We start from the raw sequence: 24,518 nt of genomic DNA on the forward strand, positions 1-24,518 counted from the left end.
CCGTTTCAATCTTTTCCCCAACCCAATTGGGGAAAAGGATTTCCACTTCTATCCCTAGCATAAAACCCACACTTTCTTACTCGAGGAAATGATCAATAAATTAATTTTCATATTATTACTTTATACTTCATTAGGGCAATCGCAAAGTCTTGAAGATGCGATTTATGCACATTTGGATGCCTTTGTAGAAAATACAAGTTCTACAGCGCTTCAAGAATTAAAAGCTAATGCTATTGATTTTACTAAAAATGCTCAAAACACAAATGAATATTTGGCTTTAGTAGTGCTTTATGCCAATATGGGGTTTTACGACAAGCAATATGGGAATTTTCAACCTGCTATTCGCTCTTATGAAAAGGCCTGGGAAATCTATAAAAGCCACCAGTTTGAGTCTTATGATATCATTGAATACACGCTGAAGCCGCTAGGAAATATTTATACTCAACTTGGGGACTTTGCCAATGCAGAGCGGGTTATAAAGCGCTATATAGCATTAGCTAAATCCCAAAATGACTCTCAGCAACAAGTAGCAGGGATTATAAACCTATCTGTGGTATACCACAATACAGGTAAGCATTCAACCGCTATAGAATTACTTCAGGAAGGATTAGAAACTCATGGCCTAACTCCAGAACAAGTTACAGCTTTAGAAAATAATATGGCGACAAACTTACTGGCGAAACAACAGTTGAACAAGGCGAAATCCTTCCTGAAGACCACCAATAAAAATGATGTTCTAAAACTGAGAAATAAAGCTCAGTTAGCGATGAAAGAAGGCGAGTATGAGCAGGCTCTTCGCTTGTTGAATCAAGTAGAACCACAACTCATAAATGAAACTTCCATTGCTCGAGATATAGCTCGATTTTATGTGGAAAAAGCGAGTGTATTTATGGCCTTGCAGGCTGTTGAAAATGCATCGGAAACTTATCTCAAGGCCTTGAAGATCTTATTGCCTTTAGAATCCTTTGTGTTGCTTCCACCCAAAGAATTGCTGTATGCAGAACCGACGTTTATATCCATATTCGATGGTTTGGCGAATCTGCAAGCCAGCTCCACCATAGCCTTAGCTTATTACGACCTTAGTTTTTATGTATCTGACTTAATGTATGCAGATTATACTCAACAGGAAGTGAGATTGATGCATCAATCCAGTTGGAAACGCAGAACAGAAGACTGTTTAGATATTCTTTGGGATGACTACCAAACCTCACAAAATTCAGAACTTTTAAAACGAGCTTTTACTTATGTAGAAAATAGTAAAGCGCGGGTCCTTAGAGAACAGATGACACAGCAGTACCTTTTAAAATTACACCCAGAAGATAGTTTACTTCAACTGCGAAAAAAGCTAACAAACAGTCAGGAACAACTGATCAATTTGTCTCTGAAAGTACAATTAACTCAACCAAATGCTAAACGCATAGCAGCAATTAGCGACTCTCTAAGTCAGATTCATCAAGCTTTGAGACAAGTTCAGGGTCGGGTAGAAGCAAAATATTCAGACTCCCTTTCTACTTCTGTAAGCCTTGGTCAAATTCAGCAAAAACTCAGGCAGGACCAATCGATCTTATTGCTTTATTTTTCTGGAAGATCTCATATTTATCGCTTTGATATCGATGATAAATCTCTCCATCTGCATCGGATTAGTAAGGATTCGGTTATAAAACAGCAGCTATCTGATTTTATTGGTTTTTTTGAAAGTCCTACAGCTATTAATAGAGGCATAGCCGACTATCGTGAAACGGCTTATGCTTTGTATCAGAAATTAATGCCTGAAGCAAAAACAGCGAATGCCAACTTGATGATTATACCAGATGCTTTGCTTCACTTTGTGCCTTTTGAAGCCTTATTGTTTGATGCAAGTCAAAGCACGGTTTACGAACAAATGCCCTTCCTTCTTAAAAGGCATACTATAAGCTATAACAATTCTGCACGCTTATATAATCAAGCTGAAAGCCAAGGTGTTAAAAATTCAGTTTTAGGGCTTTTTCCTGTGTTTGAAGATACTTCAAAGCATCTGAGCTACTCCTTAGAAGAGTCAAAGCATCTGGAAGAACTCATGCCCACAACCTTGCTTCTTCATGATGAAGCCAGTTCAACCAATTTTAAAAGTCTGGCAGCAGAACACTCGATATTACACCTTTCTACTCACGCTAATAGTGGGACATTTACCATTCCAGCGACTATGGAATTTTATGACGATGTGTTGCTTGTTCAGGACTTATACAGTTTGCAATTAAATCCAAAACTGGTAGTTCTTAGCGCCTGTGAGACTGGTGTGGGGAAACTTCTCACAGGAGAAGGCCCTATCAGTTTAGCCAGAGGCTTTCAATATGCAGGAGCGCAAAATCTTTTGTTTAGTCTTTGGGAGATTAATGACCGTTCGACCTCCCAGTTGATGGCTTCCTTTTATAAGCACTACAGCCACAACCAATCGGTAGCAATTGCAAACCGAAAGTCTAAACTAGATTTTCTTGAAAATAAGGAAATCTCTAATGCAAATAAGTCACCCTACTATTGGAGTGCTTTTGTGTATTATGGAGCAGTAGAAGAAGCTAAAGAGCAGCCAGAGGCGTTTTGGATTTATATTGTAATAAGCCTTATGCTTGTTGTTGGTGTATTTCAAATCTACACCAAGAGAATTAAAAAAAAGGTTTAATATCAATCTAACCGTCAAATGATTTTACAAAGTTTATCCATCAGGAAACTATATTTTTTGATGGAACAATTAATCTTGTAATCTAGTTATTTAGCCCTGATAGAAGCGGCATCCTTGGAGCGGCAAGACTTAGTCGACCTCTTGCCAAAATGCGACTGTAAGAAGCTCTTTTGGTAAGCTATGAGACTTGCGTTGCTGCTCCAAGATAGAGCTGAAAGCAGGTTCCTGGCTTCTAAAACAGAGTTTCCTGTAACCAAGTTCGCTGATATTTTCCATTGGTGTCGTAACGGTCTGCCTGGCTTTTGATGTTGAATTTTCTATCACGTGGATCATTGCCAACGCCAGAATTGTACATCCAGTTGCCCCAGTTGCTGTGCACGTCGTAGTCTACCAGCATGGCTTCAAAATAGGCGGCACCAATTCTCCAGTCTTGCTTCCATTCCTTAGCCCAGTAGCTGTTCACATTCTGTCTACCCCGATTACTCATAAAGCCAGTTTCACGAATCTCGATCATATTGGCATTGACGAATGGCTCTGGCGTGTTGCCATTTACCCACTGTTTGAAGGCTTTATCGTTATTTCCCCAGTCGTAATCTTTGTTTGAAATTCCTCCGAGTTGAAAGATTTTATTACCATGTTTTAAAGAAACATATTTAAAATAATCTCTCCAAATTAGCTCGAATATCAGCCAATAGGTGTCCTGGTTTTTCTTGATCTCCTTTTCAAACCTTTTAACCTCATGGTAAATAGAAACTGCAGACATACTACCATTAGCCAGCCAGGCAGAAAACTTGGAACTGTAATCTGTGCCAAGCAAACCGTTTCTTGTTTTCTTGTAATACTGTAATTTTTTGGTGTCCCAGAAATAATGCTTTAGACGTTTCCAGGCTTCATTTTCACCACCATGGAAAGGAAATGCAGACCTTTCATCAATTTCAAACTCCTCTAAGCCCAAGTCTTCCAGGCTAGGTATTTTGATTTCTATACCAAGTAAATTATCTTCGGGAAGTGCGTCTGGTGTAGGGATTTCAGTTCTCACCTCACTTTGTTTTTCGCATTTCTTTCTAAAATTGGTATATACTTCTGGAATCTGTCTGAAGTCATCGTAAGGCACGTCATCAGGATGAAATAAAAACTGATTGTAGTGATCAATAAAGTTAGTCTCACTTAAAACTGATTTGACTTCATGTTCTACTTGTTTTTCTTCTTCTGTCCATTCAGTTTGAAAAAATACGGTTTTGATGTTGTAATTTTCAGCAAGTCGCTTCAATACATTTGCTGGCTTATCATGCTCAACTTTCAAGCTAATGTTTAAGCTCTTTAATTTATCTGAAAGCTGAGTGACCGTCTCTATCAAAAATCTGGCTCTAAACTTTTCTGTTTTTTTGAATCCGTATTTTGTGATTTCATAATGTTTAGGATCAAAACAATACAAGCCGAGCACGGTTTCCGATTGCTGACAGGCTTCGTACAATGATTTTTGATCTCTAGTTCTCAGGTCGTTTCTAAACCATACGATGTTTATGTCTTGTTTCTTCTGCATTTTTCGCTGCAATATTTGACGTTTTCCCAATTCTTTTCCCACTTTTTTCTCCAGGCAAATGGTAAACCACAAGTAGCACATATTTTCTCAGGTAAATTTGGTTTTTTATGTGCCATTATCTCTCTAGAGGTTTTAATTTCTGATCTGGTCTTGCATATTCGTACCTTTCAATAAGCTGGGTTTTTACATAGCCATCAAGACCTATTATTCCAGCTGAATTTGCTTTTGCTAGATCTAAAAATCCATCCCTATCTTGTAATCCATTTTCGAATGAAATGAGCTGAATTTCACCAATGATTAATCTACAATCATTTTCTTTTATTAAATACTCATTGATGTATTTACAGCCTATTTTTATTTTCGACTCTTTAACGAAAGGAGCTTTAAAATTTTGAATATACTCTTCTGTTAAACCAACTTTTTCAAATTCCGAAACATTTTCTTCATACTTAGCAGACGTTTGATGTGCTTTATCCACGAAATCATTGTGAATGTGATTGACTGTGAAATACGATCTCTCTTTGAAATTATCATAAGAGTGACGTTCTACAGTGGTTGGTCTCAACATGAAGCTTAACATTGGCGGATTACTTCCTAAATGAATTACTGAATTGAATACAGCTAAGTTGGAAATTCCTGATGTTGAAACAGTACCAATGAGATTTCCCGATTTAATGCCACCACATGAATTGATAAGGTGCATACGTTCAATACCTGGTAAGTTGATAATGTCTTCTTTAGAAAAATAGGGCATAAAAAAAGGTCGATTATTAATCGACCTAAAATTAGATATTGTTTAATCCTTTACTGTTAAAAATTAAACAAAATTTAGTTATTTTTCTTCACCTAATTTTGGGTAATCTGTATAACCTTCCTTTCCAGTTGCATAGAAGGTATCCTGATCCCAGTCTTGTAATTCCGCATTCTTTTCAAATCTAACAGGTAAATCCGGATTAGAAATAAACAGCTTTCCAAAAGCTACCATATCTGCATTTTCATCTTCAATGACTTTATTGCCACTTTCTTGGTCGAAGCCTGCATTGATCATTAGGTTTCCTTTGTATAAAGGTCTGAAGTGTTCTGCTATATTACTTACAAGAAAATCTTTATCACTCACATCATTAAAAGGTTCTGATAAGTGGAGGTAAGCTAAATCGTATTCATTCAATTTCTTGACAATATATTCAAAAGTTGGAATGGTTCCCTCATCTGCTTCCATACCAAAAATGCCATCTAGTGAAGGATTTAACCTTACACCAATTCTGTTTTCTGGAAAAAATACTCTTACAGCATTCAAAATTTCAAAAAGAATTCTTGCTCTTTCTTCAATGGATCCTCCATATTCATCTGTTCTTTGGTTGGATGATTTATTGAAAAACTGGTGTAGTAAATAGCCATTCGAAGAATGGATTTCAATCCCATCGAAACCTGCATCTACAGCATTTTTAGCAGCTCTTTTAAAATCTTGTACTATTTCTTTTACTTCTTCTGTAGTCAATGCTCTAGGCTCAACAGTATCTTTGAATCCTTCTTCTGTGAAACATTGCGCATTTGCATTTATAGCACTTGGAGCAACTGGTTTTTCTCCGTTGTGAAAGTCTGGATGTGATATTCTGCCTACATGCCATAATTGGACGAAAATTCTACCGTCATCATCGTGAACAGCATCTGTAACTTTTTTCCAGCCCTCAATTTGTTCTGGTAGATGAATGCCTGCCGTATTGATGTAGCCTCTTGCCTGATAGGATACTTGAGCACCTTCGCTTATGATTAGTCCTGCACTTGCACGTTGCTTATAATATTTTGCGTGCAAATCTGTTGGTGCATTGTGTTCATTATCGGCTCTATTTCTTGTCATAGGAGCCATGATGACTCTATTTTTCAATTCCATATCGCCTAGTTTGATAGGCTTTAATAAGGCCTGTTTACTCATAATCAATTATTTTTTTGTAAACTTAATATTTATTGGAATCTTGTTCGTTAAGGCAATTATAAAAGAATTCTACTTTTATCTGATTTCAATATAAACATATCTTATACCAAAAAACCAACTCATGAATACATCTATTTATAGTTTAACCTGGTCCGATTTTCAAAACGTAGAGATGAGAGTTGGAACAATAATCAAAGCTGAAACTTTTAAAGAAGCCAGAAATCCGGCCTTAAAACTTGAAATTGATTTTGGAGAGTATGGGATCAAACGTTCTTCAGCTCAAATCACAGAGCTATATAAAACTGAAGAGCTCCTTGGAAAACAAGTGATTGCTGTACTCAATTTTCCTCCAAAGCAAATAGCAACAATGATGAGTGAGTGCTTAGTACTTGCAGGTGTAGATAGCGAGATTGGCACATCTTTATTATCATTAGACCATAACGTCAAAAATGGAACTAGGATTTCTTAAACTTTAGAATTTAGAATGGTTAGGAAATTATGTCTGCTAATTTCTTCAGCGCCAAGACTTTCTAAGTGTTTGGTATAAACTTGACAGTCGATAAGGCTAATGCCATTTTTTTCCATGTTTTTGACTAGTGTAATGAACCCATATTTTGATGCGTTATCCACTTCAGTAAACATGCTTTCGCCACAAAATACTTTTTTCTCCTTCAAAAGAATTCCATAAAGTCCTCCTACCATTTCACCGTCTTTCCAGACTTCTACAGATTTAGCCAATCCAGCTTCGTGAAGTTTTACATAACTTTCAATCATATCCTCGGTAATCCAGGTTCCATCTTGACGCTCTCTATTGATATTTGCACACTTACGCATGACATATTCAAAATCCTTATTGTAAGTCACCTTGAATGCTTTTTCTTTAAAAAGCTTCTTCATCGATTTAGATACTTTCAGGTTTTCTGGAAATAATACCATTCTGGGATCTGGACTCCACCATAAGATGGGCTGTCCTTCCTCATACCATGGGAAAATTCCATTTTCATATGCAACTTTGATTCGTTCTAAACTCAAATCCCCTCCAAAAGCTAATAAGCCTTTTTCGTCTGCAAATTTGGGATGCGGAAATATGATGTCTTTAGTAAGTTTATACATGTTTTAAAAAATAAGTAAGCCTGTTATAAAAATAAAGCTGCCAATAATAAATAATATAAAAGTGAATGGGAAAATATCACTCGCCTTTAACTTGGTAATGGCAAGAAGTGGTAATGCCCAAAAGGGTTGAAGCATATTTGTAATCTGGTCACCATAACTCAATGCCATAATAATTTTGGGTAGTGGTACGCCAAGTTTTGTTGCAGATTCCAACGCAATCGGTCCTTGTATTGCCCACTGTCCGCCACCGCTAGGTACAAAAATATTTACGATTCCAGAACTGATGAATGTAAAGACAGGAAGCGTTGTTTCAGTTGAAATACTTATAAAAAATTGAGCAAAACTAACTGCCAATCCACTTTCCTTCATGACTCCAATAATTCCAAAATAGAGCGGGAACTGTATCAAAATTCCAGAGGCTCCTTTAATAGCCTCAGAAAGAGAAGCTAAGTAATGGATTAAAGACTTATGAAATAAAATACCTAGTCCAAGCATCAGAAAATTGAGCATATTTGGAGTGATATTAAGTTGCGCTAAATTCTCTGAATACACAACAAAAAAGCAAATAGTAATCAATCCTCCAAAAATCAAAGGTAAAACCATATTGTTCTCTAGGGGATGTGCTTTTCTTTCTTTTGAATTTGACCCTGATTCACTTATGAGATCTGAGCTCTTAAACTTGGAAGTGGGTTTATACTTAATGCTTCTAAAGATTATAGGAACCACTAAAAGAATTACGCCAAAAATGATGATATTACTCCAACTAAAGATAGTTTCAGAAGTAGATATTTCTGCAGGAAAATCGGCAGGAAAATTATTCATTATAGAATGTAAATGACCGCTTTCTGAAGCCTTGAGAGGTGCAGAGCCAGAAATACCACCATGCCAAACCATCATCCCAGAATAGCCTAATGCACCGATGAGTGGATAGTTAATATTCAGGTTCTCTTTTGCTGATTTTTCGCCAATTTTCCTGGCGAGTATGGCACCAAAAATCAAACCCAATCCCCAGTTAAAAAATCCCATGAGCATGGTGCTTACACTTACTAATACTACAGCACTTTTTGTATCGATAGCGCCTTTAGTAATAAGTTCTAAAAGTTTATTGACAGGAGTGCTCAAAACTAAAATATGGCCAAGTACCAAAATCAACATCATTTGGTAGCCAAAAACCAGTAAATCTTGATTCCATATTCCAGATTGCCATGCTTGCAATGTGGAAACTACCTGAGAAGTGTCACCAGAGAAATCACCAAGGAAAATTGCTAATACAAGAGTAAGCAAAGTGAGTCCAATGCTCAGAGTGAAAGGTGAGGGCAGTACTTTAGCAAAAAAAAGTTCGAGTTTAGCTATCAACGAATTATGAATATTTTAAAAATTCAAGGAGTAAAAATAAAAAAAGCTCTAGAAAAACTTCTAGAGCTGTAGTTATTTATCGATTGATTTTATTTAGAATGGTAAATCATCTTCGTCATCGTCATTCAAATCTTGAACAGGTTCAAATTGATCTGACGGAGGCACCGGAGGTGCACCAGCAGAATTGCTTTGCTCTAAGTTTTCAATCCTCCAACCATTTAATGAATTGAAGTATTTTGTCTCCCCTTGTGGGCTAACCCATTCGCGACCTCTAAGGTTGATTCCAACTTTCACATTTTGGCCAACATTAAAATTGTCTAGCAAATTAGTTTTATCTTGAACAAATTCTATTAAAATATGTTGTGGATATTGTTCTTCTGTGGTCACAACCATTTCTCTCTTTCTGAAACCATTACTACCAAATTCCTTGGTTTCTCCTAATACTTTAATTTTTCCTTGTACTTCCATAATTATTGTTTTGCGAGTAATATATTCAGAGCTTTTTCAAGCTCATTTTTTTCTATGTATTCTTGAGCGATCAAGTGGACACGCTCATCAGAACTTTCTTCTATAAAATGTTCCAAATCATGATTGGAAATAAATTTTTGAACTACAGCTTTGCTAGGCAGTTCTTCAATATTTCCAAGCTTGCCAAGATCATTTCCAGTCAAGACAGAGCTTAATCTTACAGATTTTGGCAACTGGTCTACGCCAATACCAGTTTTAAGTATCGGTTTTTCAACCTCAAACATACCTTCGTTTGCTCTGGAGTACCAGTTTCCACCCATCCTAGATACCAAATCAATTTTATGCTGATTGATATGTAAACCATCATCCAGCAAGTCTTCTCGAATGTGAATTTTTATCACTTCAGCAATTACAAGATTTCCAGCTCCACCCTCTTCTCCTAGTGAAATGGTGTCATTGACCTTGCATTCATACTGAACCGGAGATTCTTTCACCCTTGGCGGTTTAACTAAGTCTGATTTCAGCATCGTTAGTCCAGCTTTTTCAAACTCATTTACGCCTTTGTCATATTCGGTACTAGATAAAGATACTTGTTGTACTATGTCCCAGTTGACTATATTTATGACAACCTCTTTGGATTCAATAGCATTTTCTAAGGTGTGCTTTGTAGAATTATCCCTTACACGTCTTACTGGTGAAAATATCAAAATCGGTGGGTTAGCGCTAAAAACGTTAAAAAAACTATATGGAGATAAATTGGGTGTCCCGTTTTTATCTACAGTGCTCACAAAGGCAATAGGTCTTGGGCCTACAGAGCCGGAAAGCAGTCCATAAACATTTTTAGTTTCCAATTCTGAAGGCAAAAAACTTTTCATATTTGAATTTTTACAAAGGTAATTAATCTCTTTCGGAATTTCTTTTTAGAAAAGATTTGACTTAGAAAAAGTTGCTTAAAGATTAAATTTAAAAAAACTAAATACTGAATTTCCATACCTTCTTTGCTCTGAAAAGGTGTCTATATGTTCTAATTTTGTATGTTTCGAATGTTCAATGATGAGTAAGCCATCTTCATTCAAAAGACTTTTTTCTTTTATTATAGTTTCAATTTTCTCAAATTCCTCGATAGGTAATCCGTACGGAGGGTCTGCAAAGATAAGATCTGCTTTTTGAGATGTCTTTTCTAAAAAATCAAAAACATCACTTTTTATAATGTTTAGATTCAAATCCAACTCTTCAGAAGTTTTGGTTAAAAACTTTATACAGTCATAATTTGCATCAACAGCTGTAACGCGTTGCGTTCCTCTTGAAATAAATTCAAAAGAAATACTACCTATTCCAGCAAATAGATCAATCACTTCTATCTCTTGAAAATGTAATCTGTTATTTAAAATATTAAACAAGCCTTCCTTAGCCATATCTGTGGTAGGTCTGACGGGAAGTTTTTTGGGTGCTATGATTCTTCGTCCTTTAAGACTGCCAGATACTATTCTCATAATTTATATTAAATTAAAATGCTCGTGAAATGCTTTATTACGTCCAAATTCAGATGAATCTACTTTATTTTTAAATTGTATATGTCGAATATATGTAGAAAGTATCTCGAGGGCTTTATTGTCTTCAAAATTGTAAAAATTCCCAGTAAAATCAATTAATAATTGTTCCCTGTTAAAGTTCAGTTCTTCAACTGAGAATAAAACATAGTATGCAAAATCTTCAGGTGTTTCGTAAGAAAACGTATTTGCTAATTGCAATTTTTGATTTTGAAACGCTGTTAGGTATATCTGGTCTTTACTTACGTGAATTTTCAGGTATTCTGCTGAAGCTGAACATTCCTTATATCCGCTTTTTACTAAGCCTGTGAATAGGTGGGTGAATTTAAAACTCCCAAATGCGTCAAATAGGTAATTATTTATATTTATGTACGGAATATAAACGGTGTAGGCCTGTATGGGAGGAATTTCATCATAAGAGAAATCATCACCTTCAATAAGTTTCGAACTGTATTTTAAGTAATGGGGGAGATGAGATTCTACAAAATAGTCTTTCGGGACAATGCTAAATTGAGGATTTCCATAAATAACTTCTAGCTCTCGAATTTTATTATTACCGATAAATTCAGTATCGATTTTTGATTTCAGAAGTTTTAAAAGCTCTGTTGTGGATGAGCCAGTTTCAAGTCGAAAATCTTCAAAACCTATTGGAATGTTTAGTTCATTAAGTACTAAAAAAGAAAATCCATCTTGTAAAATTAAGATGGATAGTCTATTATTAATATGTATGGAGTATTCATCCATTAATTATCACCAAAGTTTTTTGGCCAGTTACCACTAGTATTAACTTGTTTCATAGACCCTACTTTAATTGCAGGACCATCAACACCATCTACAGATTTGATTTGTTTTTCTTGAATAACAAGGTCTCTGTCTTGATCTGCAAGAATCAAATCTTTAGGAGCTTTTACTTCAAAAACTGGAGTTTTATTTCCATCTTCTTCGAGGAATCCAGCCTCAATTTCAAATTTTTTCTTGTCTGTATGTGGAATATACATTATTTGCTTATATCTATCAGAATCACCAAATATGGAATCCTTAACAGATGCAAATCCTAATGTATCAATAACAACATCTTCAATATATTGATCTACTCCGTAAGTTTTTCTGTACTCTTCATCTAAAAACGTAGTGTCTCTTCTTTGTGTAATAACATATTCTGCTGTATCTATGAATTTGATCATATCATCGAAGTTACCAACATAATTTCCGATAATTTCCCTGTGAGCTAACTCCACATCACGGATGTCTTTCATTTTTTCAACTACATCTAAGTATCGTCTGTCTCTTATTTTATTAAATTCAACAGGTCCGTAAACCGCATTATAAGTGTAGTAACCTAACACTCCGATAACAACCCATAAGACAATCTGTATTACAATCTTCATAACTTATAATTAAGAATTTTTGATATAAGCAAAACTACAACTTTTTTTCAATCACAAAAGTTTACTACCAAAAAATCGTGCTTATATTTGAAATTTAAGAATTGTAACTTCTTTTATGAATAATCAAGAGTTTTACGAAGCGCTCAAAACCGATTTTGGACATCCTCCAACTCCTAAGCAAGATCTTACTTTGCAACTTCTAGCCAAATTTGTTTTAGAAACTTCAGTTGATCGTATTTTTTTATTAAAAGGTTATGCAGGTACAGGTAAGACTTCGATTATAGGAACTCTTGTCAAGAACATTTGGAAGGTGAAAAAGAAAGTGATTCTGGCAGCACCAACCGGAAGGGCTGCAAAAGTGATTTCAAATTACAGCAATCAATATGCTCAAACCATTCATCGTAAAATTTATCAGCCTAAAAGTACTAGCGGAGGAGGAATAGAGTTTGTTCCTCAAGTCAACAAACATAAAAACACAATTTTTATTGTAGACGAAGCTTCTATGATTCCAGATTTTCCAAGCGGTGATCAACTTTTTAACAGAGGTTCTGTATTAGATGACCTTATGGAGTATGTCTATTCTGGTGATAATTGTAAATTGATTTTTATTGGCGATACTGCACAGTTGCCACCAGTGAAGTCAAATTTGAGTCCCGCTCTGGATGAAAAAACGTTAACCACCCACTATCAAATGGATGTGATTCCTGTTGAGCTAGATGAGGTTGTTAGGCAAAAACTTGAAAGCAGTATCTTGTTGAATGCTACTAAAATCCGTGAAACCATCGAAAATGAAGATTTTGAAAACTTCAAATTTGAGTTGTCTGATAAAGCCGATATGGTAAGACTTGTGGATGGCTACGAAATCTTAGATGCGATAAATGAAGCTTATGATAATCTGGGTCATGAAGAAACAGCTATAATTGTAAGGTCTAATAAAAGGGCGAACCTCTATAATGAACAAATCAGAAGTAGAATACTTCTAAGAGAAGATGAAATTGCGCCAGGTGATTTCTTGATGGTAGTAAAAAATAATTACTTCTGGGTTAAGCCCAAAAGTGATGCTGGATTTATTGCCAACGGAGACATCATAGAAATTCTGGAAATTTTTGGTTTAAAGGAACTCTACGGGTTTCGGTTTGCAGAAGTCAAAGTTCAGATGGTAGATTATCCTAAAATGAAACCTTTTGAAACGGTGATCATGTTGGATACCTTAACCTTAAACTCACCATCCCTCCCTTACGAAAGGTCAAATGAGCTTTACCAGGAAGTGATGAAAGATTATGAAGACATCACCTCGAAATACAAGAAGTTTCAAAAAGTTAAGCAAAATCCGTTTTTTAATGCTCTGCAAGTAAAATTCAGCTATGCTATAACCTGTCATAAGTCTCAAGGAGGCCAATGGGATACGGTTTTTGTAGAACAGCCTTATTTACCAGATGGAATAAATAAAGATTATTTGAGATGGTTGTACACGGCTTGTACCAGAGCAAAGGAGAAATTGTATTTAATTGGTTTTAAAGATGATTTCTTCAGTGAAAAGCAATTATAAATTTATAATAAAATTTAAAATCTATGTCAAAGCCTTTCAAAGTTATAGCGATGATTCCTGCCCGTTACGAAGCTTCCAGGTTTCCAGGGAAGCTAATGCAGGATTTAGCAGGAAAGCCCGTTATTGTTCGTACTTATGAATCGGCAAAATCTACCCAGTTATTTGATGAAGTTTATGTAGTAACCGACTCCGAGCTTATTTTTTCTGAAATTGAAAAGCATGGAGGTCAGGCCATCATGAGTCAAAAAGAGCATGAATGTGGAAGCGATCGCATTGCAGAGGCTGTTCAAGATATGAATGTTGACATTGTCATTAATGTGCAAGGCGACGAGCCTTTTATTAATGAAAAAGCTTTGAGTCAGCTGTTGAATGTTTTTGAAACTGACACCGAAAAGCAAATAGATTTAGCTTCACTAAAACTGAAATTAACTTCAGAAGAGGATATTGTCAACCCAAATCATGTGAAAGTAATTACCGACTTGAATAACTTTGCGCTATACTTTTCGAGATCAGTGATTCCTTTTCACAGAGCTAAAGAGTTGAAAGTTGATTATTTCAAACATGTTGGTATTTATGCCTTTAGAAAAGAAGCCTTGATGGCATTTTATCACTTGCCAATGAGTCCATTGGAAGCTGCAGAAAAAATCGAATGCATTCGTTATTTGGAAAATGGAAAAACCATTAAAATGGTGGAAACACAAGAAGTGAGTATTGGGATTGATACACCAGAAGATCTTGAAAAAGCCAGGCTCAGGTTTACTTAATGACTACCTCTTATGGTGTGACGTTTTAGAATTTTCTTACCTTCAACCTTGGATCTTTCAGATTGAATAATTTTCCAGATCGCATCTGATGCCTGCTGACGTGCAGATTCCATATCGACTATGGGGTGAGGATAATCTTCGCCAAGTCTAAAGTTGTACATGGCTTGTTCCATCTTAGTCAATTTCCAGGGCTCGTGCACAAATTCTTTAGGAATAGAGTTTAATTCTGGAATGTATTTCAGAATAAATTCACCTTCAGGATCGTGTTTATATGAATTTTTGACCGGATTGTAGATTCTCAAGGTATGAATTCCAGTGGTTCCAGCCTGCATTTGCAACTGTGGATAATGAATGCCAGGTTCAAAATCTAAAAATAAACTCGCCAGATGTTCTGAGGCTTCCTGCCACTTTTGCCAGAGCAAATGTGTGAAAAATGAGACCAAAAGCGCTCTCATTCTAAAGTTGAGATACCCCGTTTGAGTTAAACAGCGCATGCTTGCATCTACAAGTGGAAATCCCGTTTGTCCGTCTTTCCAGGCTTGGATCAAGTTATCATTTTTAGGTTGTTTTAAAACATTGAATGCAGGATTAAAATTTTGAAACTCAGCTTTGTATTCCATTTCAAACTTCTGAATGAAATGCGCCTGCCAGCGCAATCTGGATTGAAACTGACTAAGAGCCCCCTTGTATCTAGTTTTATGTTCAATCTCCATGGAAGCATGAATCACTTCTCTCATGGATAAAACGCCCCAGGCGATATATGGTGATAATCGGCTGCAGGATTTCCTGGCCAAAAGCGGTTTTGAAATGTGATTTTGATAATTGGGATAGCGTTCTTCCAGAAAACTTTTGAGGTAACGTAAGGCCATCTTTCGGCCTCCTTTCTGAAAAATGGTATTTCTTTCTACTGAAAGGATTTCGTCTTCAAAATGACCTTTAAGCTTTTGGATAGTATTAGAATCAACAAATTGTCCGAGGCTTGCTGAAAATGGAATTGGCTTTTGGTTCATGAAATTTTCCCAGGAATTCACCCAGGTTTTTCGATTTTTTAAGCCCCGAATCACGCCATTATTGATAAATTCTTTCCATTGAATTTTTTCTGTAGTAAACACCTCTTTTAGGCTTTTATCTCTTTGGAAAGTAATATGTATACCTGTTTCCTGATGGGAATACACTGTTTTGATTTTAAGCTCAGTATGAATTTTTTTGAAAGCATTTTTAGCAGAAGACTTCACTACCAAAACTTGAGTTTGATATGCAGCTAATTCTCTTTGAAGTTCCTGAATAGATTCTTTGATGAACCTAAAATGCCGTTCGCTGTAATGTGGGTCTTTCAACACTAGGGGTTCAAAAATGTATAACAGGAGTATAGGGTGTTGCTTTTGTAGGGCTTTATGTAAAGGCGCATGGTCCTGTATCCTCAAATCCCTCTTCAACCAAACTACATTCACCATCACCTAAAATTATTTATATTCTAATTTTTCACAGCTTCCTTATAAGTTTCTAGACAGCGTTCTCGTGCTAGTTTATGCTCTACCATTGGCTCTGGATACTTATCAGATTCAAATTCCGGCACCCATTTTTTGATGTATTTTTTGTCTTTATCAAACCTGTCGGTTTGAGAGTAAGGATTGAAGACTCTAAAGTAAGGTGCGGCATCCACACCAGAACCGGCGACCCATTGCCAGCCACCGACATTGGATGACATTTCATAATCCAAGAGCTTTTCTGCAAAATAAGCCTCTCCCCAGCGCCAGTCGATTAACAAATGCTTGCATAAAAAACTACCGACAACCATTCGAAGTCTATTATGCATCCAGCCCGTTTCATTAAGCTGTCGCATTCCTGCATCTACGATGGGATAGCCCGTTTGTCCTTTTTTCCATTTTTCAAATTCTTCTTCATCATTTCGCCATTGAATGCGGTCATATTTTGGCTTGAAAGCGCGTTCTTGAGTTTCGGGATAGTGATATAGAATCGCTTTATAAAATTCTCTCCATATTAATTCTTCCAAAAACGCTTCATCTTTAACAGACAAGGCTTTTTTGACGACCTTTCTATAACCGATGACGCCAAATCTCAAATATGGACTTAATCTTGAAGTTCCTTCAATAGAAGGGATATTACGGGTGTCGTCGTAATTTTTAATTAATTCTTTATCGAGATTATGATCTGGGACTTTAATGGATGACCTTTCAAAACCCATATCAGATAAAGACACATTGGGTAATCTCGAATTTTCATAGGTATTGTCTAGTAAATCTTCGGAAGGATAGGTTTTGAAGTCAATTTTGTCAAACTCTTTTTTCCATTGTTTCATATAAGGCGTGTACACCAGATACATTCCGCCATCATTTTTTTCGACTTCCGTTTTTTCAAAAATGACCTGATCTTTAAAATCATGAAATTCAATTCCATTTTGAGCTAAGAGTGCATTGATTTCAGCATCCCGTTTCTGAGCATAAGGCTCATAATCTCTATTGGTGTAAACGGCTTCAATATCAAAGTCTTCAATGATTTTTTTGAAAGCATTTTCTGGAGTATCATGATACGTAGCAATAGAAGATCCATACTTATCTTGAAGATAAGATCGCATCTTTTGTAATTCATCATGAATAAAAGTGACTCGAGCATCATCTTTAGGTAATTCATCTAAAATATATTTGTCAAATATGAATAGCGGAAGGACATTATAATCGCCCGACAATGCGTGATACAAGCCCACATTATCTTCAAAACGCATATCTCTCCTGAACCAAAATACTCTTAACTTATCACTCATGATTGAAAATTTTAATTATCCCTTAAACTTAAAAATCTTCTTGCAGGAAAACTATCCTGCAAGAAGATTTTAATAAAATAAGTTTGGAATTAATTCATATTAAGACTTCCCATACCACCGTCAACTCCTAAAACTTGACCAGTAATCCAGGACGAGTCATCAGATAAAAGGAAACTTGCAATTTTTCCAATATCGGAAGGTTCCCCGACACGTTTGAGTGGGTGTTTTTCGTCCATTTTTTCTTTTTTCTTTTCACTACCAAGTAGTTTTCCTGCCAGGTCAGAATTTACTAACGACGGCGCAATAACATTTACTCTAAACGATGGCGCATATTCTGCAGCGAGTGATCTGGCAAACCCTTCAATTGCCCCTTTTGCGGCGGCAACGCTGGTGTGAAATGCCATTCCAGATTGAACAGCAACTGTACTGAAATAAACGATACTGGCTTGTTCAGAATTTTTTAGTTTGGATAAAACTCCGTGAGTCACTTTAACCAAACTTAAGAAATTGAGTTGAAAATCTTCTTCAAAAATTTCTGGTTTCATCATTTTGAACGGCTTCAGGTTGATGGTTCCAGGACAGTAAACCAAACCATCTAAAGTGTCTGGTAAATCTAAATCTGAAATATCATCTTTTAGCGCATCAAATTTATGATAGGTGACATCATAGTCAGATAAATTTTCATCGGTTCTGGAGGCCACAATAATGTTGTGATCTGCGCTTAATTCTTTTACGATTTCCAGACCTATTCCTTTAGATCCACCGATAAGTAAAATATTCTTCTTCATAACTTTTTATTTATTTTGATTATCAAAATGACCGAATTTTTCGATCATTTTAGCTTCTCTAGCTTTAAAAATTTTATTCAATTTTGGTTTCACTACCAGTGGATGCATCAATCTGCCTAAAGCACCAAATGGTATTTTATAGTGAACAAGATCCTCGACTTCAACGCCACCCTCAATCTCATGTATGAAATGTTTGTGATGCCACAACGCATAAGGTCCATACAATTGAATGTCTACAAAATAATTTGGTTTTTCTACGTGTGTAATTTCAGTAACCCATTTGGTATTAAAACCAGGGAATGGAGTAACATTGTATTGTAGTAATTGTCCTGTAAACATTTTTCTATCTGCTCCTGAAAGGATTTCAAAACCCATATCGTCTGGCATGATTTCTTGAAGATTTTTAGGATCAGACAAAAATTCCCAAGCTTTTTGCTTTGTAATGGGTAATTTCTGTTTTGTGTTGATTTCATATATCATACTCCAAAATTAAATATTTAATTGTTTAATAAAACAGGATTGAAGTTAAACAAAAGTTATTGTTAAGGGGTTTCAATTTGAAAAACTGATAAATAAATCTTTATATGTCATTTGATTATAATGAGTATGCCTTTATTTGTATCAAATTCAAGAAAAAAATGAAATACATAAGCCTTTTGGTATTAGTTGTATTTACGGCTTGTAAAAGCTTTCAAACTGAATTGCCCTTACTGCAAAATTGTCCAGGAAATGGGGACTGCGAAGTCCAAGTTTTTAAAGAAACTAAATTATTACTCACAGAAGAATCTTCTGAAGTTTCAGATGTTTCTTTTGAAGAGGATAAAGATTTTCAAGTGATTTACATCAGATATAAAGATTCAAAAAAAGTAGATTACACTGAGGAAGTCTATCTTCAAATACCATCAAGATTTAAAGAAATTCATTCCAAAAATCATAGTCTACAAAATCAAAAAGTTGTGTTTGGTAAGTTCTGTGATTGCAATGAACAAGGTTTTGTTCGCATTAATCACGGTGAGTTATTAATCGTAAATAACAAAGAATTTATATCTCTTCATCTAGAAATCAAATCAGAAAAAAATCAAGTAATACAAGTGATTGATCTTGATATTTAATTGTCTATAACATCTCCTGCAAACGGTGGAACACCTGGTGAGAAGCTAGGTTTTTTTGTATCGTCTTCTGAGTTCAATTCAATTACATTGTAAGGAAAATCTCTATTTCTGATTTTCTTTCTTTGTTTACACCCTAGATCTGCATAAAAAGTTTCATACTTTTCTTCAGCTGAAGTATCCCAAGCATATAAATAAACTTCTCTTACGTATTTTAGGATAAGCTCATAAGCATCATGTTCTCCATAAGAACCTAATGCTACTATCGCTTGTTTTGGCGAGTCAGCTTTGGTTTTATCCTTGTTAGGGTTTGTTAAAAATTGGTAGACAGCTTCTTTAAATTGAATTTCAGAAATTCCTTCTTTTTCAATTCCATTCATCAATAATTTACCCTCTTGATTAATTACAAGCGTGAGTAAGTTATTGGATTTTGCTGAAGTATAATCTTCACTAGAAGTTTCTTTTTCTATAGGGCAAGTATTGTCAAGCCATACTTGGCTATGAGTTACTCCCATTAAAGAAAAACATAAAATAGTAAAAAGTAGAGTTTTCATAATTTTAATCTTTGACCGTAACAAAGATATAAACTTATTCCTCCAATATTACTAGAGCTGATACTTATCATTTTTATTAGTAGATTAGTGTAAGATTTTTGTGCCATATTTTAAATCTATGTCAAAGGATAAATGTTTTCACTGTGGTGATGACTGTACTACCAAAATTTATCACGATGATAAATTGTTTTGCTGTAATGGCTGTAAAACAGTTTTTGAGATTTTTTCTGAAAATGACTTGACTTGTTATTATGACTTAGAACAGAATCCTGGTACAACTCCAAATGAAATTAATGGAAAATTCGATTATCTAGAAAAGGAGGATATTGTTAATAAATTAATTGATTTTCAAGAAGATTCCACCGAAATTGTTACTCTTTATATTCCTCATATTCACTGTAGCTCATGCATTTGGGTATTAGAAAATCTCCATAAATTAAATAAACACGTAGTATCTTCTCAAGTTGACTTCCCCAAGAAAAAAGTGACCATCACTTATAATACTGAAGAATTTTCACTGAAGGAACTAGTCGAGCTTATGTCGAGAATAGGATACGAACCTTATATAAGCTTAGAAAATTATGGTCAAACTCAGCAAAATTTAGATAGAAGCCTTGTTTACAAAATAGGTGTTGCTGGATTTGCATTTGGTAATGTGATGTTTTTAAGTTTTCCAGAGTACTTTGAAGTTTCAGAATATTGGCTGGAGCAGTATAAGCCAGTGTTTAGGTGGCTTATGTTTTTCTTCAGCTTGCCGGTTGTTTTTTATGCAGGTCAGGATTATTTTAAATCTGCCATCAAAGGACTTAGAAGTAAGATTCTGAATATAGATATTCCCATAGCTTTAGGTATTACAGTTCTGTTTTTAAGGAGTACTGTAGATATAGTATTTGATTTAGGGTCTGGATTCTTCGATAGTCTCACAGGCCTTGTCTTCTTTTTGCTTTTAGGTAAAATTGTGCAGCAAAAGACGTATAAATTCATGTCTTTCGAAAGGGATTATAAATCCTATTTTCCCATAGCTGTGACGAAAATAAATTCAGAAGGAGAGGAGGAAAATACTCAAGTTTATGATATAGAGAGAGGGGACAGACTACTTATCAGAAATCAGGAATTACTTCCTGTGGACGGCGTTTTGATGTCAGCTTCTGCTGAAATTGATTATAGTTTTGTGACTGGTGAAGCTAAACTCGTGAAAAAAGTGTCTGGCGATAAAGTTTATGCTGGCGGTAAGCAAAGTGGAAGTGCGGTAGAAATTGTAGCCGAAAAATCGGTGGAACAAAGTTACTTGACTCAATTGTGGAGTAATGATGTCTTCCAAAAAGATTACAATCCAAAATTTCAAAGTCTGATTAATAAAATCAGTAAAAAATTTACTATTGCTGTCCTTACGATCGCGTTTTCTGGATTGTTATACTGGTTGTTTTACGATGCTAGTCTCGCCTTAAATGTATTTACGGCTGTACTTATTATTGCATGTCCTTGTGCTATAGCTCTTGCTACGCCTTTTGCAATGGGTAATTTGTTGAGAATATTTGGAAAGAACGGGTTTTACCTTAAAAATACAAATGTCCTGGAACAAATGGCAGATCTTGATGTTTTTGTTTTTGACAAAACAGGAACGCTTACCACAAATAAAAAAAGTGATATTTCTTACTCTGGTCTGACTTTAAGTGAGGATGACAAAATGGTCTTAAAAAACTCCTTTAGAAATTCTAATCACCCATTAAGTAGAGAGTTATATTCCTTTTTAAGTAGCCAGAATATTCAAGATTCAGAATCCTTTGAAGAACACCTTGGGGAAGGAATTATTTCATCTTACAACGATCATACCTATAAACTGGGGTCTGCAAAATTTGTTTCTAATCATTTAGAAGAACCTAACCTGTCTACTGCTGTCCATATAAGCAAAGACGAAACCTACTTAGGTAAGTTTGAATTTGATACGATTTACAGAAAAGGTGTAGAGCCACTGTTTGAGTCACTAGATTCACATTATAAATTGATTATACTTTCTGGTGATAATGAAGGTGAGAAGGCAGTACTTACAAAGATGCTGCCTAAAACCACTCAGATGTTTTTCAATCAAAAGCCAGATTCTAAAATGCGTCTGATAGAAAAAATTCAATCTGAAAATAAAAATGTTGCGATGGTAGGCGATGGATTGAACGACGCTGGTGCTCTAAAGCAAGCTGATATAGGTATTGCTATTTCAGAAAACGTTAACGTCTTTTCTCCAGCTTGTGATGCTATCATGGATGCATCGGAATTCTACAAATTAGACAAGTACGTAGAAATAACTAAGAAGGGGATAAAAATAATCAAGTTCAGCTTTGCATTTTCGTTTCTGTATAATGTAATAGGATTGTACTTTGCTTTAACAGGGCAGCTTGAGCCAGTTATTGCTGCTATCTTGATGCCTTTGAGCTCAATATCTATTGTGATTTTTACTACTTTAGCTACACAAAACATTTCTAAACCTATACTTAATAAGTAAGTCATTGAAACATGATTAAGATCATTTTTTTAGAAAATATTCACATGTAGTTTTGTCAAAAATTAATTCATGAACGTCATTTACGGACTTCTCGCCATCAGTATTCTCGTAGCCCTAGTCTTTTTTGGGCTCTTTATTTTTTCAGTTAAAAAAGGTCAATTTGATGACGATTACACGCCATCGGTCAGAATGCTTTTTGATGATGAGCTTGTAAAAGATAAAGATGAAGAGAAAAATGAAAATTCGAACAATCAACAAAAACAATCATAACTATGGAGTTACAGCAATTTCATTACGATAATAAAATCGTAAAAAACTTCCTTTTTGCCACTGTAATTTGGGGCGTTGTAGGAATGTCAGTTGGCCTATTATTGGCATTTATGTTTATTTTCCCAGATGTCACCGATGGTATTTCTTGGTTGAGTTTTGGTCGGTTGAGACCTTTACATACTAACGCTGTGATTTTTGCATTTGTTGGTAATGCTATTTTTGCGGGAGTTTATTATTCTACTCAGCGATTGCTCAAAGCGAGAATGTTTAGCGATGCTCTTAGTAAAATTAACTTCTGGGGATGGCAATTAATTATTGTTGCCGCAGCAATCACTTTGCCTCTTGGCTATACAAGTTCGAAAGAATATGCTGAATTAGAATGGCCAATCGATATTATGATAGCTGTAGTATGGGTTGTTTTTGGATGGAACCTTATTGGTACTATTCTAAAGAGACGTCAGCGCCACTTATATGTAGCGATTTGGTTTTACTTAGCTACATTCGTTACAGTTGCCGTACTTCATATTTTCAATAGTTTGGCTTTACCAGTAAACTTATTGAAAAGTTACTCTGCGTATGCAGGAGTTCAAGATGCATTGGTGCAATGGTGGTATGGTCATAACGCTGTTGCGTTTTTCTTAACCACGCCTTTCTTAGGCTTAATGTATTACTTTGTACCAAAAGCAGCAAACAGGCCTGTTTATTCCTATAAATTATCTATCATTCATTTCTGGTCTTTGATCTTTATTTACATCTGGGCTGGTCCTCATCACTTGCTCTACACGGCATTGCCAGACTGGGCTCAAAACTTAGGTGTTACTTTTTCTATTATGTTGTTAATGCCGTCTTGGGGTGGTATGATAAATGGATTGTTGACGCTGCGTGGAGCCTGGGATAAAGTAAGAACAGATCCTGTTCTTAAATTCTTTGTGGTCGCCATTACAGGTTATGGTATGGCGACTTTTGAAGGGCCAATGTTATCACTTAAAAATGTAAATGCAATAGCCCACTTTACAGACTGGATTATTGCTCACGTCCACGTTGGAGCTTTAGCTTGGAATGGTTTCTTAACCTTTGGTATGATATACTGGCTAGTTCCAAGATTATTTAAAACTAAATTATTTTCAGTAGGATTGGCAAATGTTCATTTCTGGCTAGGGACTTTAGGTATTGTTATGTATGCATTACCTATGTATGTAGCTGGTTTCCTACAAGCATCTATGTGGAAACAATTCAATCCTGATGGAAGTTTATTCTACGGTAACTTCTTAGAAACTGTTACTGAAATTATGCCTATGTACTGGATGAGAGCTATCGGAGGTAGCCTTTATATCATCGGTACTTTTGTGATGATTTACAACGTTATCAGAACAGCTAAATCTGGTTCTAAAGTTGAAGATGAACTTGCAGAAGCAGCAGCTTTAAGCCGTGGAGGTAAGAGAAAAAGAGGAGAGAAATTCCATACTTGGTTAGAAAGAAAACCTATTCAATTAACCATTTTAGCAACGATTGCAATTTTGATAGGAGGTATTGTTCAAATTATACCAACACTACTTGTGAAATCTAATATACCAACTATTTCAACTGTTAAGCCTTACACTCCCTTAGAACTAGAAGGGCGTGACTTATACATCAGAGAAGGATGTGTTGGTTGTCACTCTCAAATGGTCAGACCATTCCGAAGTGAAGTAGAGCGTTATGGTGAATACGCGAAAGCAGGTGAATTTGTTTATGACAGACCATTCTTGTGGGGAAGTAAACGAACAGGGCCAGACTTACTGAGAGTTGGTGGTAAGTATTCGGACAACTGGCATTTTAATCATATGTATGATCCGCAAAGTACCTCTTCGGGTTCTATTATGCCAAGCTACCAGTGGTTGATTAAAAGTGAGTTAGATAAATCTTCTACAGAAGACAAAATGCAAACCATGGCAGATCTAGGTGTTCCTTATTCTGATGAAGAAATCGAAAATGCACAGGCTTCTATGCTTGCACAAGGAACAGAAATTCAAACTAATTTGTATAACGATCCCGATTTTGTAAAAGCATATGAAGCCGATAAAGCTTATGCTGAAGAAAATAACCTTGACTTTGTAGAAATGAAAAATCGAGAAATTGTTGCTCTTATTGCCTACTTACAAAGATTAGGTACAGATATTAAAATAAAGACTAACCAAGAAGCAACCACTTCTAATTAA

At 35.5% G+C, this 24,518-nt stretch carries 24 protein-coding genes; 8 read left to right on the top strand and 16 right to left on the bottom strand.

Going from position 1 to position 24,518, the window contains the following annotated elements:
• The first annotated feature begins 88 nt into the window (after nucleotides 1-88).
• Nucleotides 89-2,656: a CHAT domain-containing protein gene (locus ACFQ0R_RS01865; RefSeq protein WP_379656670.1), complete on the top strand. Its 2,568-nt coding sequence runs from the start codon at nucleotides 89-91 to the stop codon at nucleotides 2,654-2,656.
• A gap of 232 nt (nucleotides 2,657-2,888) precedes the next feature.
• On the opposite strand, the gene ACFQ0R_RS01870 is transcribed toward ACFQ0R_RS01865, so the two are convergent.
• The 4 genes from ACFQ0R_RS01870 to ACFQ0R_RS01885 form a co-directional block, all read right to left on the bottom strand.
• The gene (locus ACFQ0R_RS01870; RefSeq protein ID WP_379656671.1) at nucleotides 2,889-4,199 is read right to left on the bottom strand and encodes a DASH family cryptochrome; all 1,311 of its coding nucleotides are present in this window, start codon (nucleotides 4,197-4,199) and stop codon (nucleotides 2,889-2,891) included.
• A complete protein-coding gene (locus tag ACFQ0R_RS01875; RefSeq protein WP_379656672.1) occupies nucleotides 4,178-4,315 on the bottom strand; it encodes a DUF2256 domain-containing protein in 138 nt (45 codons plus the stop codon). Before ACFQ0R_RS01875 ends, ACFQ0R_RS01870 begins: the two co-directional genes overlap by 22 nt.
• Entirely contained in the window at nucleotides 4,315-4,953 is a 639-nt protein-coding gene (locus ACFQ0R_RS01880) for a flavin reductase family protein (protein ID WP_379656673.1), read from the bottom strand. Before ACFQ0R_RS01880 ends, ACFQ0R_RS01875 begins: the two co-directional genes overlap by 1 nt.
• Nucleotides 4,954-5,031: 78 nt before the next feature.
• Entirely contained in the window at nucleotides 5,032-6,132 is a 1,101-nt protein-coding gene (locus ACFQ0R_RS01885) for an alkene reductase (RefSeq protein WP_379656674.1), read from the bottom strand.
• A gap of 121 nt (nucleotides 6,133-6,253) precedes the next feature.
• On the opposite strand from ACFQ0R_RS01885, the gene ACFQ0R_RS01890 reads away from it, so the two are divergent.
• Nucleotides 6,254-6,601 carry a tRNA-binding protein gene (locus ACFQ0R_RS01890; RefSeq protein ID WP_379656675.1) on the top strand — a complete coding sequence of 116 codons (348 nt, stop codon included), beginning with the start codon at nucleotides 6,254-6,256 and terminating at the stop codon, nucleotides 6,599-6,601.
• Here ACFQ0R_RS01890 and aat read toward each other — a convergent pair.
• The 7 genes from aat to ACFQ0R_RS01925 form a co-directional block, all read right to left on the bottom strand.
• Nucleotides 6,598-7,245 (bottom strand): leucyl/phenylalanyl-tRNA--protein transferase, encoded by a 648-nt coding sequence (gene aat, locus ACFQ0R_RS01895; RefSeq protein ID WP_379656676.1) that lies wholly within the window; start codon nucleotides 7,243-7,245, stop codon nucleotides 6,598-6,600. The genes ACFQ0R_RS01890 and aat overlap by 4 nt on opposite strands.
• A 3-nt stretch (nucleotides 7,246-7,248) precedes the next feature.
• Nucleotides 7,249-8,601 (bottom strand): short-chain fatty acid transporter, encoded by a 1,353-nt coding sequence (locus ACFQ0R_RS01900; RefSeq protein WP_379656677.1) that lies wholly within the window; start codon nucleotides 8,599-8,601, stop codon nucleotides 7,249-7,251.
• Between the two features lie 93 nt (nucleotides 8,602-8,694).
• Complete coding sequence (locus ACFQ0R_RS01905; RefSeq protein ID WP_224454503.1) at nucleotides 8,695-9,069, bottom strand: DUF3127 domain-containing protein; 375 nt, start codon at nucleotides 9,067-9,069, stop codon at nucleotides 8,695-8,697.
• 2 nt (nucleotides 9,070-9,071) lie between these two features.
• Nucleotides 9,072-9,944, bottom strand: a complete 873-nt coding sequence (locus ACFQ0R_RS01910; RefSeq protein WP_379656678.1) for a flavin reductase family protein — start codon at nucleotides 9,942-9,944, stop codon at nucleotides 9,072-9,074.
• 75 nt (nucleotides 9,945-10,019) lie between these two features.
• Nucleotides 10,020-10,562, bottom strand: coding sequence for an RsmD family RNA methyltransferase (locus ACFQ0R_RS01915; RefSeq protein WP_379656679.1), 543 nt, complete (start codon nucleotides 10,560-10,562; stop codon nucleotides 10,020-10,022).
• A 3-nt stretch (nucleotides 10,563-10,565) separates the two neighbouring features.
• Entirely contained in the window at nucleotides 10,566-11,363 is a 798-nt protein-coding gene (locus ACFQ0R_RS01920; RefSeq protein WP_379656680.1) for a DUF3822 family protein, read from the bottom strand.
• Entirely contained in the window at nucleotides 11,363-12,007 is a 645-nt protein-coding gene (locus tag ACFQ0R_RS01925) for a hypothetical protein (RefSeq protein ID WP_379656681.1), read from the bottom strand. Before ACFQ0R_RS01925 ends, ACFQ0R_RS01920 begins: the two co-directional genes overlap by 1 nt.
• 115 nt (nucleotides 12,008-12,122) lie before the next feature.
• On the opposite strand from ACFQ0R_RS01925, the gene ACFQ0R_RS01930 reads away from it, so the two are divergent.
• Nucleotides 12,123-13,556 (top strand): ATP-dependent DNA helicase, encoded by a 1,434-nt coding sequence (locus ACFQ0R_RS01930; protein WP_379656682.1) that lies wholly within the window; start codon nucleotides 12,123-12,125, stop codon nucleotides 13,554-13,556.
• 23 nt (nucleotides 13,557-13,579) lie between these two features.
• Nucleotides 13,580-14,320: a 3-deoxy-manno-octulosonate cytidylyltransferase gene (gene kdsB / locus ACFQ0R_RS01935; RefSeq protein WP_379656683.1), complete on the top strand. Its 741-nt coding sequence runs from the start codon at nucleotides 13,580-13,582 to the stop codon at nucleotides 14,318-14,320.
• Here the strand turns inward: kdsB and ACFQ0R_RS01940 are convergent.
• The 4 genes from ACFQ0R_RS01940 to ACFQ0R_RS01955 form a co-directional block, all read right to left on the bottom strand.
• The gene (locus ACFQ0R_RS01940; protein WP_379656684.1) at nucleotides 14,317-15,774 is read right to left on the bottom strand and encodes a cryptochrome/deoxyribodipyrimidine photo-lyase family protein; all 1,458 of its coding nucleotides are present in this window, start codon (nucleotides 15,772-15,774) and stop codon (nucleotides 14,317-14,319) included. The two genes, kdsB and ACFQ0R_RS01940, sit on opposite strands and share 4 nt — an antisense overlap.
• A 20-nt stretch (nucleotides 15,775-15,794) precedes the next feature.
• Nucleotides 15,795-17,102 (bottom strand): cryptochrome/photolyase family protein, encoded by a 1,308-nt coding sequence (locus ACFQ0R_RS01945; RefSeq protein WP_379656685.1) that lies wholly within the window; start codon nucleotides 17,100-17,102, stop codon nucleotides 15,795-15,797.
• 89 nt (nucleotides 17,103-17,191) lie between these two features.
• On the bottom strand, nucleotides 17,192-17,890 hold the full coding sequence (locus ACFQ0R_RS01950) for an SDR family NAD(P)-dependent oxidoreductase (protein WP_379656686.1): 699 nt from the start codon (nucleotides 17,888-17,890) through the stop codon (nucleotides 17,192-17,194).
• 6 nt (nucleotides 17,891-17,896) lie between these two features.
• Nucleotides 17,897-18,370: an SRPBCC family protein gene (locus ACFQ0R_RS01955; protein ID WP_379656687.1), complete on the bottom strand. Its 474-nt coding sequence runs from the start codon at nucleotides 18,368-18,370 to the stop codon at nucleotides 17,897-17,899.
• Between the two features lie 158 nt (nucleotides 18,371-18,528).
• Between ACFQ0R_RS01955 and ACFQ0R_RS01960 the strand changes: the two genes are divergently transcribed.
• Entirely contained in the window at nucleotides 18,529-19,002 is a 474-nt protein-coding gene (locus tag ACFQ0R_RS01960; RefSeq protein WP_379656688.1) for a hypothetical protein, read from the top strand.
• On the opposite strand, the gene ACFQ0R_RS01965 is transcribed toward ACFQ0R_RS01960, so the two are convergent.
• Nucleotides 18,999-19,553, bottom strand: a complete 555-nt coding sequence (locus ACFQ0R_RS01965; RefSeq protein ID WP_379656689.1) for a hypothetical protein — start codon at nucleotides 19,551-19,553, stop codon at nucleotides 18,999-19,001. The genes ACFQ0R_RS01960 and ACFQ0R_RS01965 overlap by 4 nt on opposite strands.
• Before the next feature lie 118 nt (nucleotides 19,554-19,671).
• Between ACFQ0R_RS01965 and ACFQ0R_RS01970 the strand changes: the two genes are divergently transcribed.
• The 3 genes from ACFQ0R_RS01970 (at nucleotide 19,672) to ccoN (ending at nucleotide 24,518) form a co-directional block, all read left to right on the top strand.
• The gene (locus ACFQ0R_RS01970) at nucleotides 19,672-22,050 is read left to right on the top strand and encodes a heavy metal translocating P-type ATPase (RefSeq protein ID WP_379656690.1); all 2,379 of its coding nucleotides are present in this window, start codon (nucleotides 19,672-19,674) and stop codon (nucleotides 22,048-22,050) included.
• Between the two features lie 69 nt (nucleotides 22,051-22,119).
• The gene (ccoS, locus tag ACFQ0R_RS01975) at nucleotides 22,120-22,320 is read left to right on the top strand and encodes a cbb3-type cytochrome oxidase assembly protein CcoS (protein ID WP_379656691.1); all 201 of its coding nucleotides are present in this window, start codon (nucleotides 22,120-22,122) and stop codon (nucleotides 22,318-22,320) included.
• A gap of 2 nt (nucleotides 22,321-22,322) precedes the next feature.
• Nucleotides 22,323-24,518: a cytochrome-c oxidase, cbb3-type subunit I gene (gene ccoN / locus ACFQ0R_RS01980; RefSeq protein ID WP_379656692.1), complete on the top strand. Its 2,196-nt coding sequence runs from the start codon at nucleotides 22,323-22,325 to the stop codon at nucleotides 24,516-24,518.

The organism is Psychroflexus salinarum, assembly GCF_042677225.1.
GTDB lineage: Bacteria > Bacteroidota > Bacteroidia > Flavobacteriales > Flavobacteriaceae > Psychroflexus > Psychroflexus salinarum.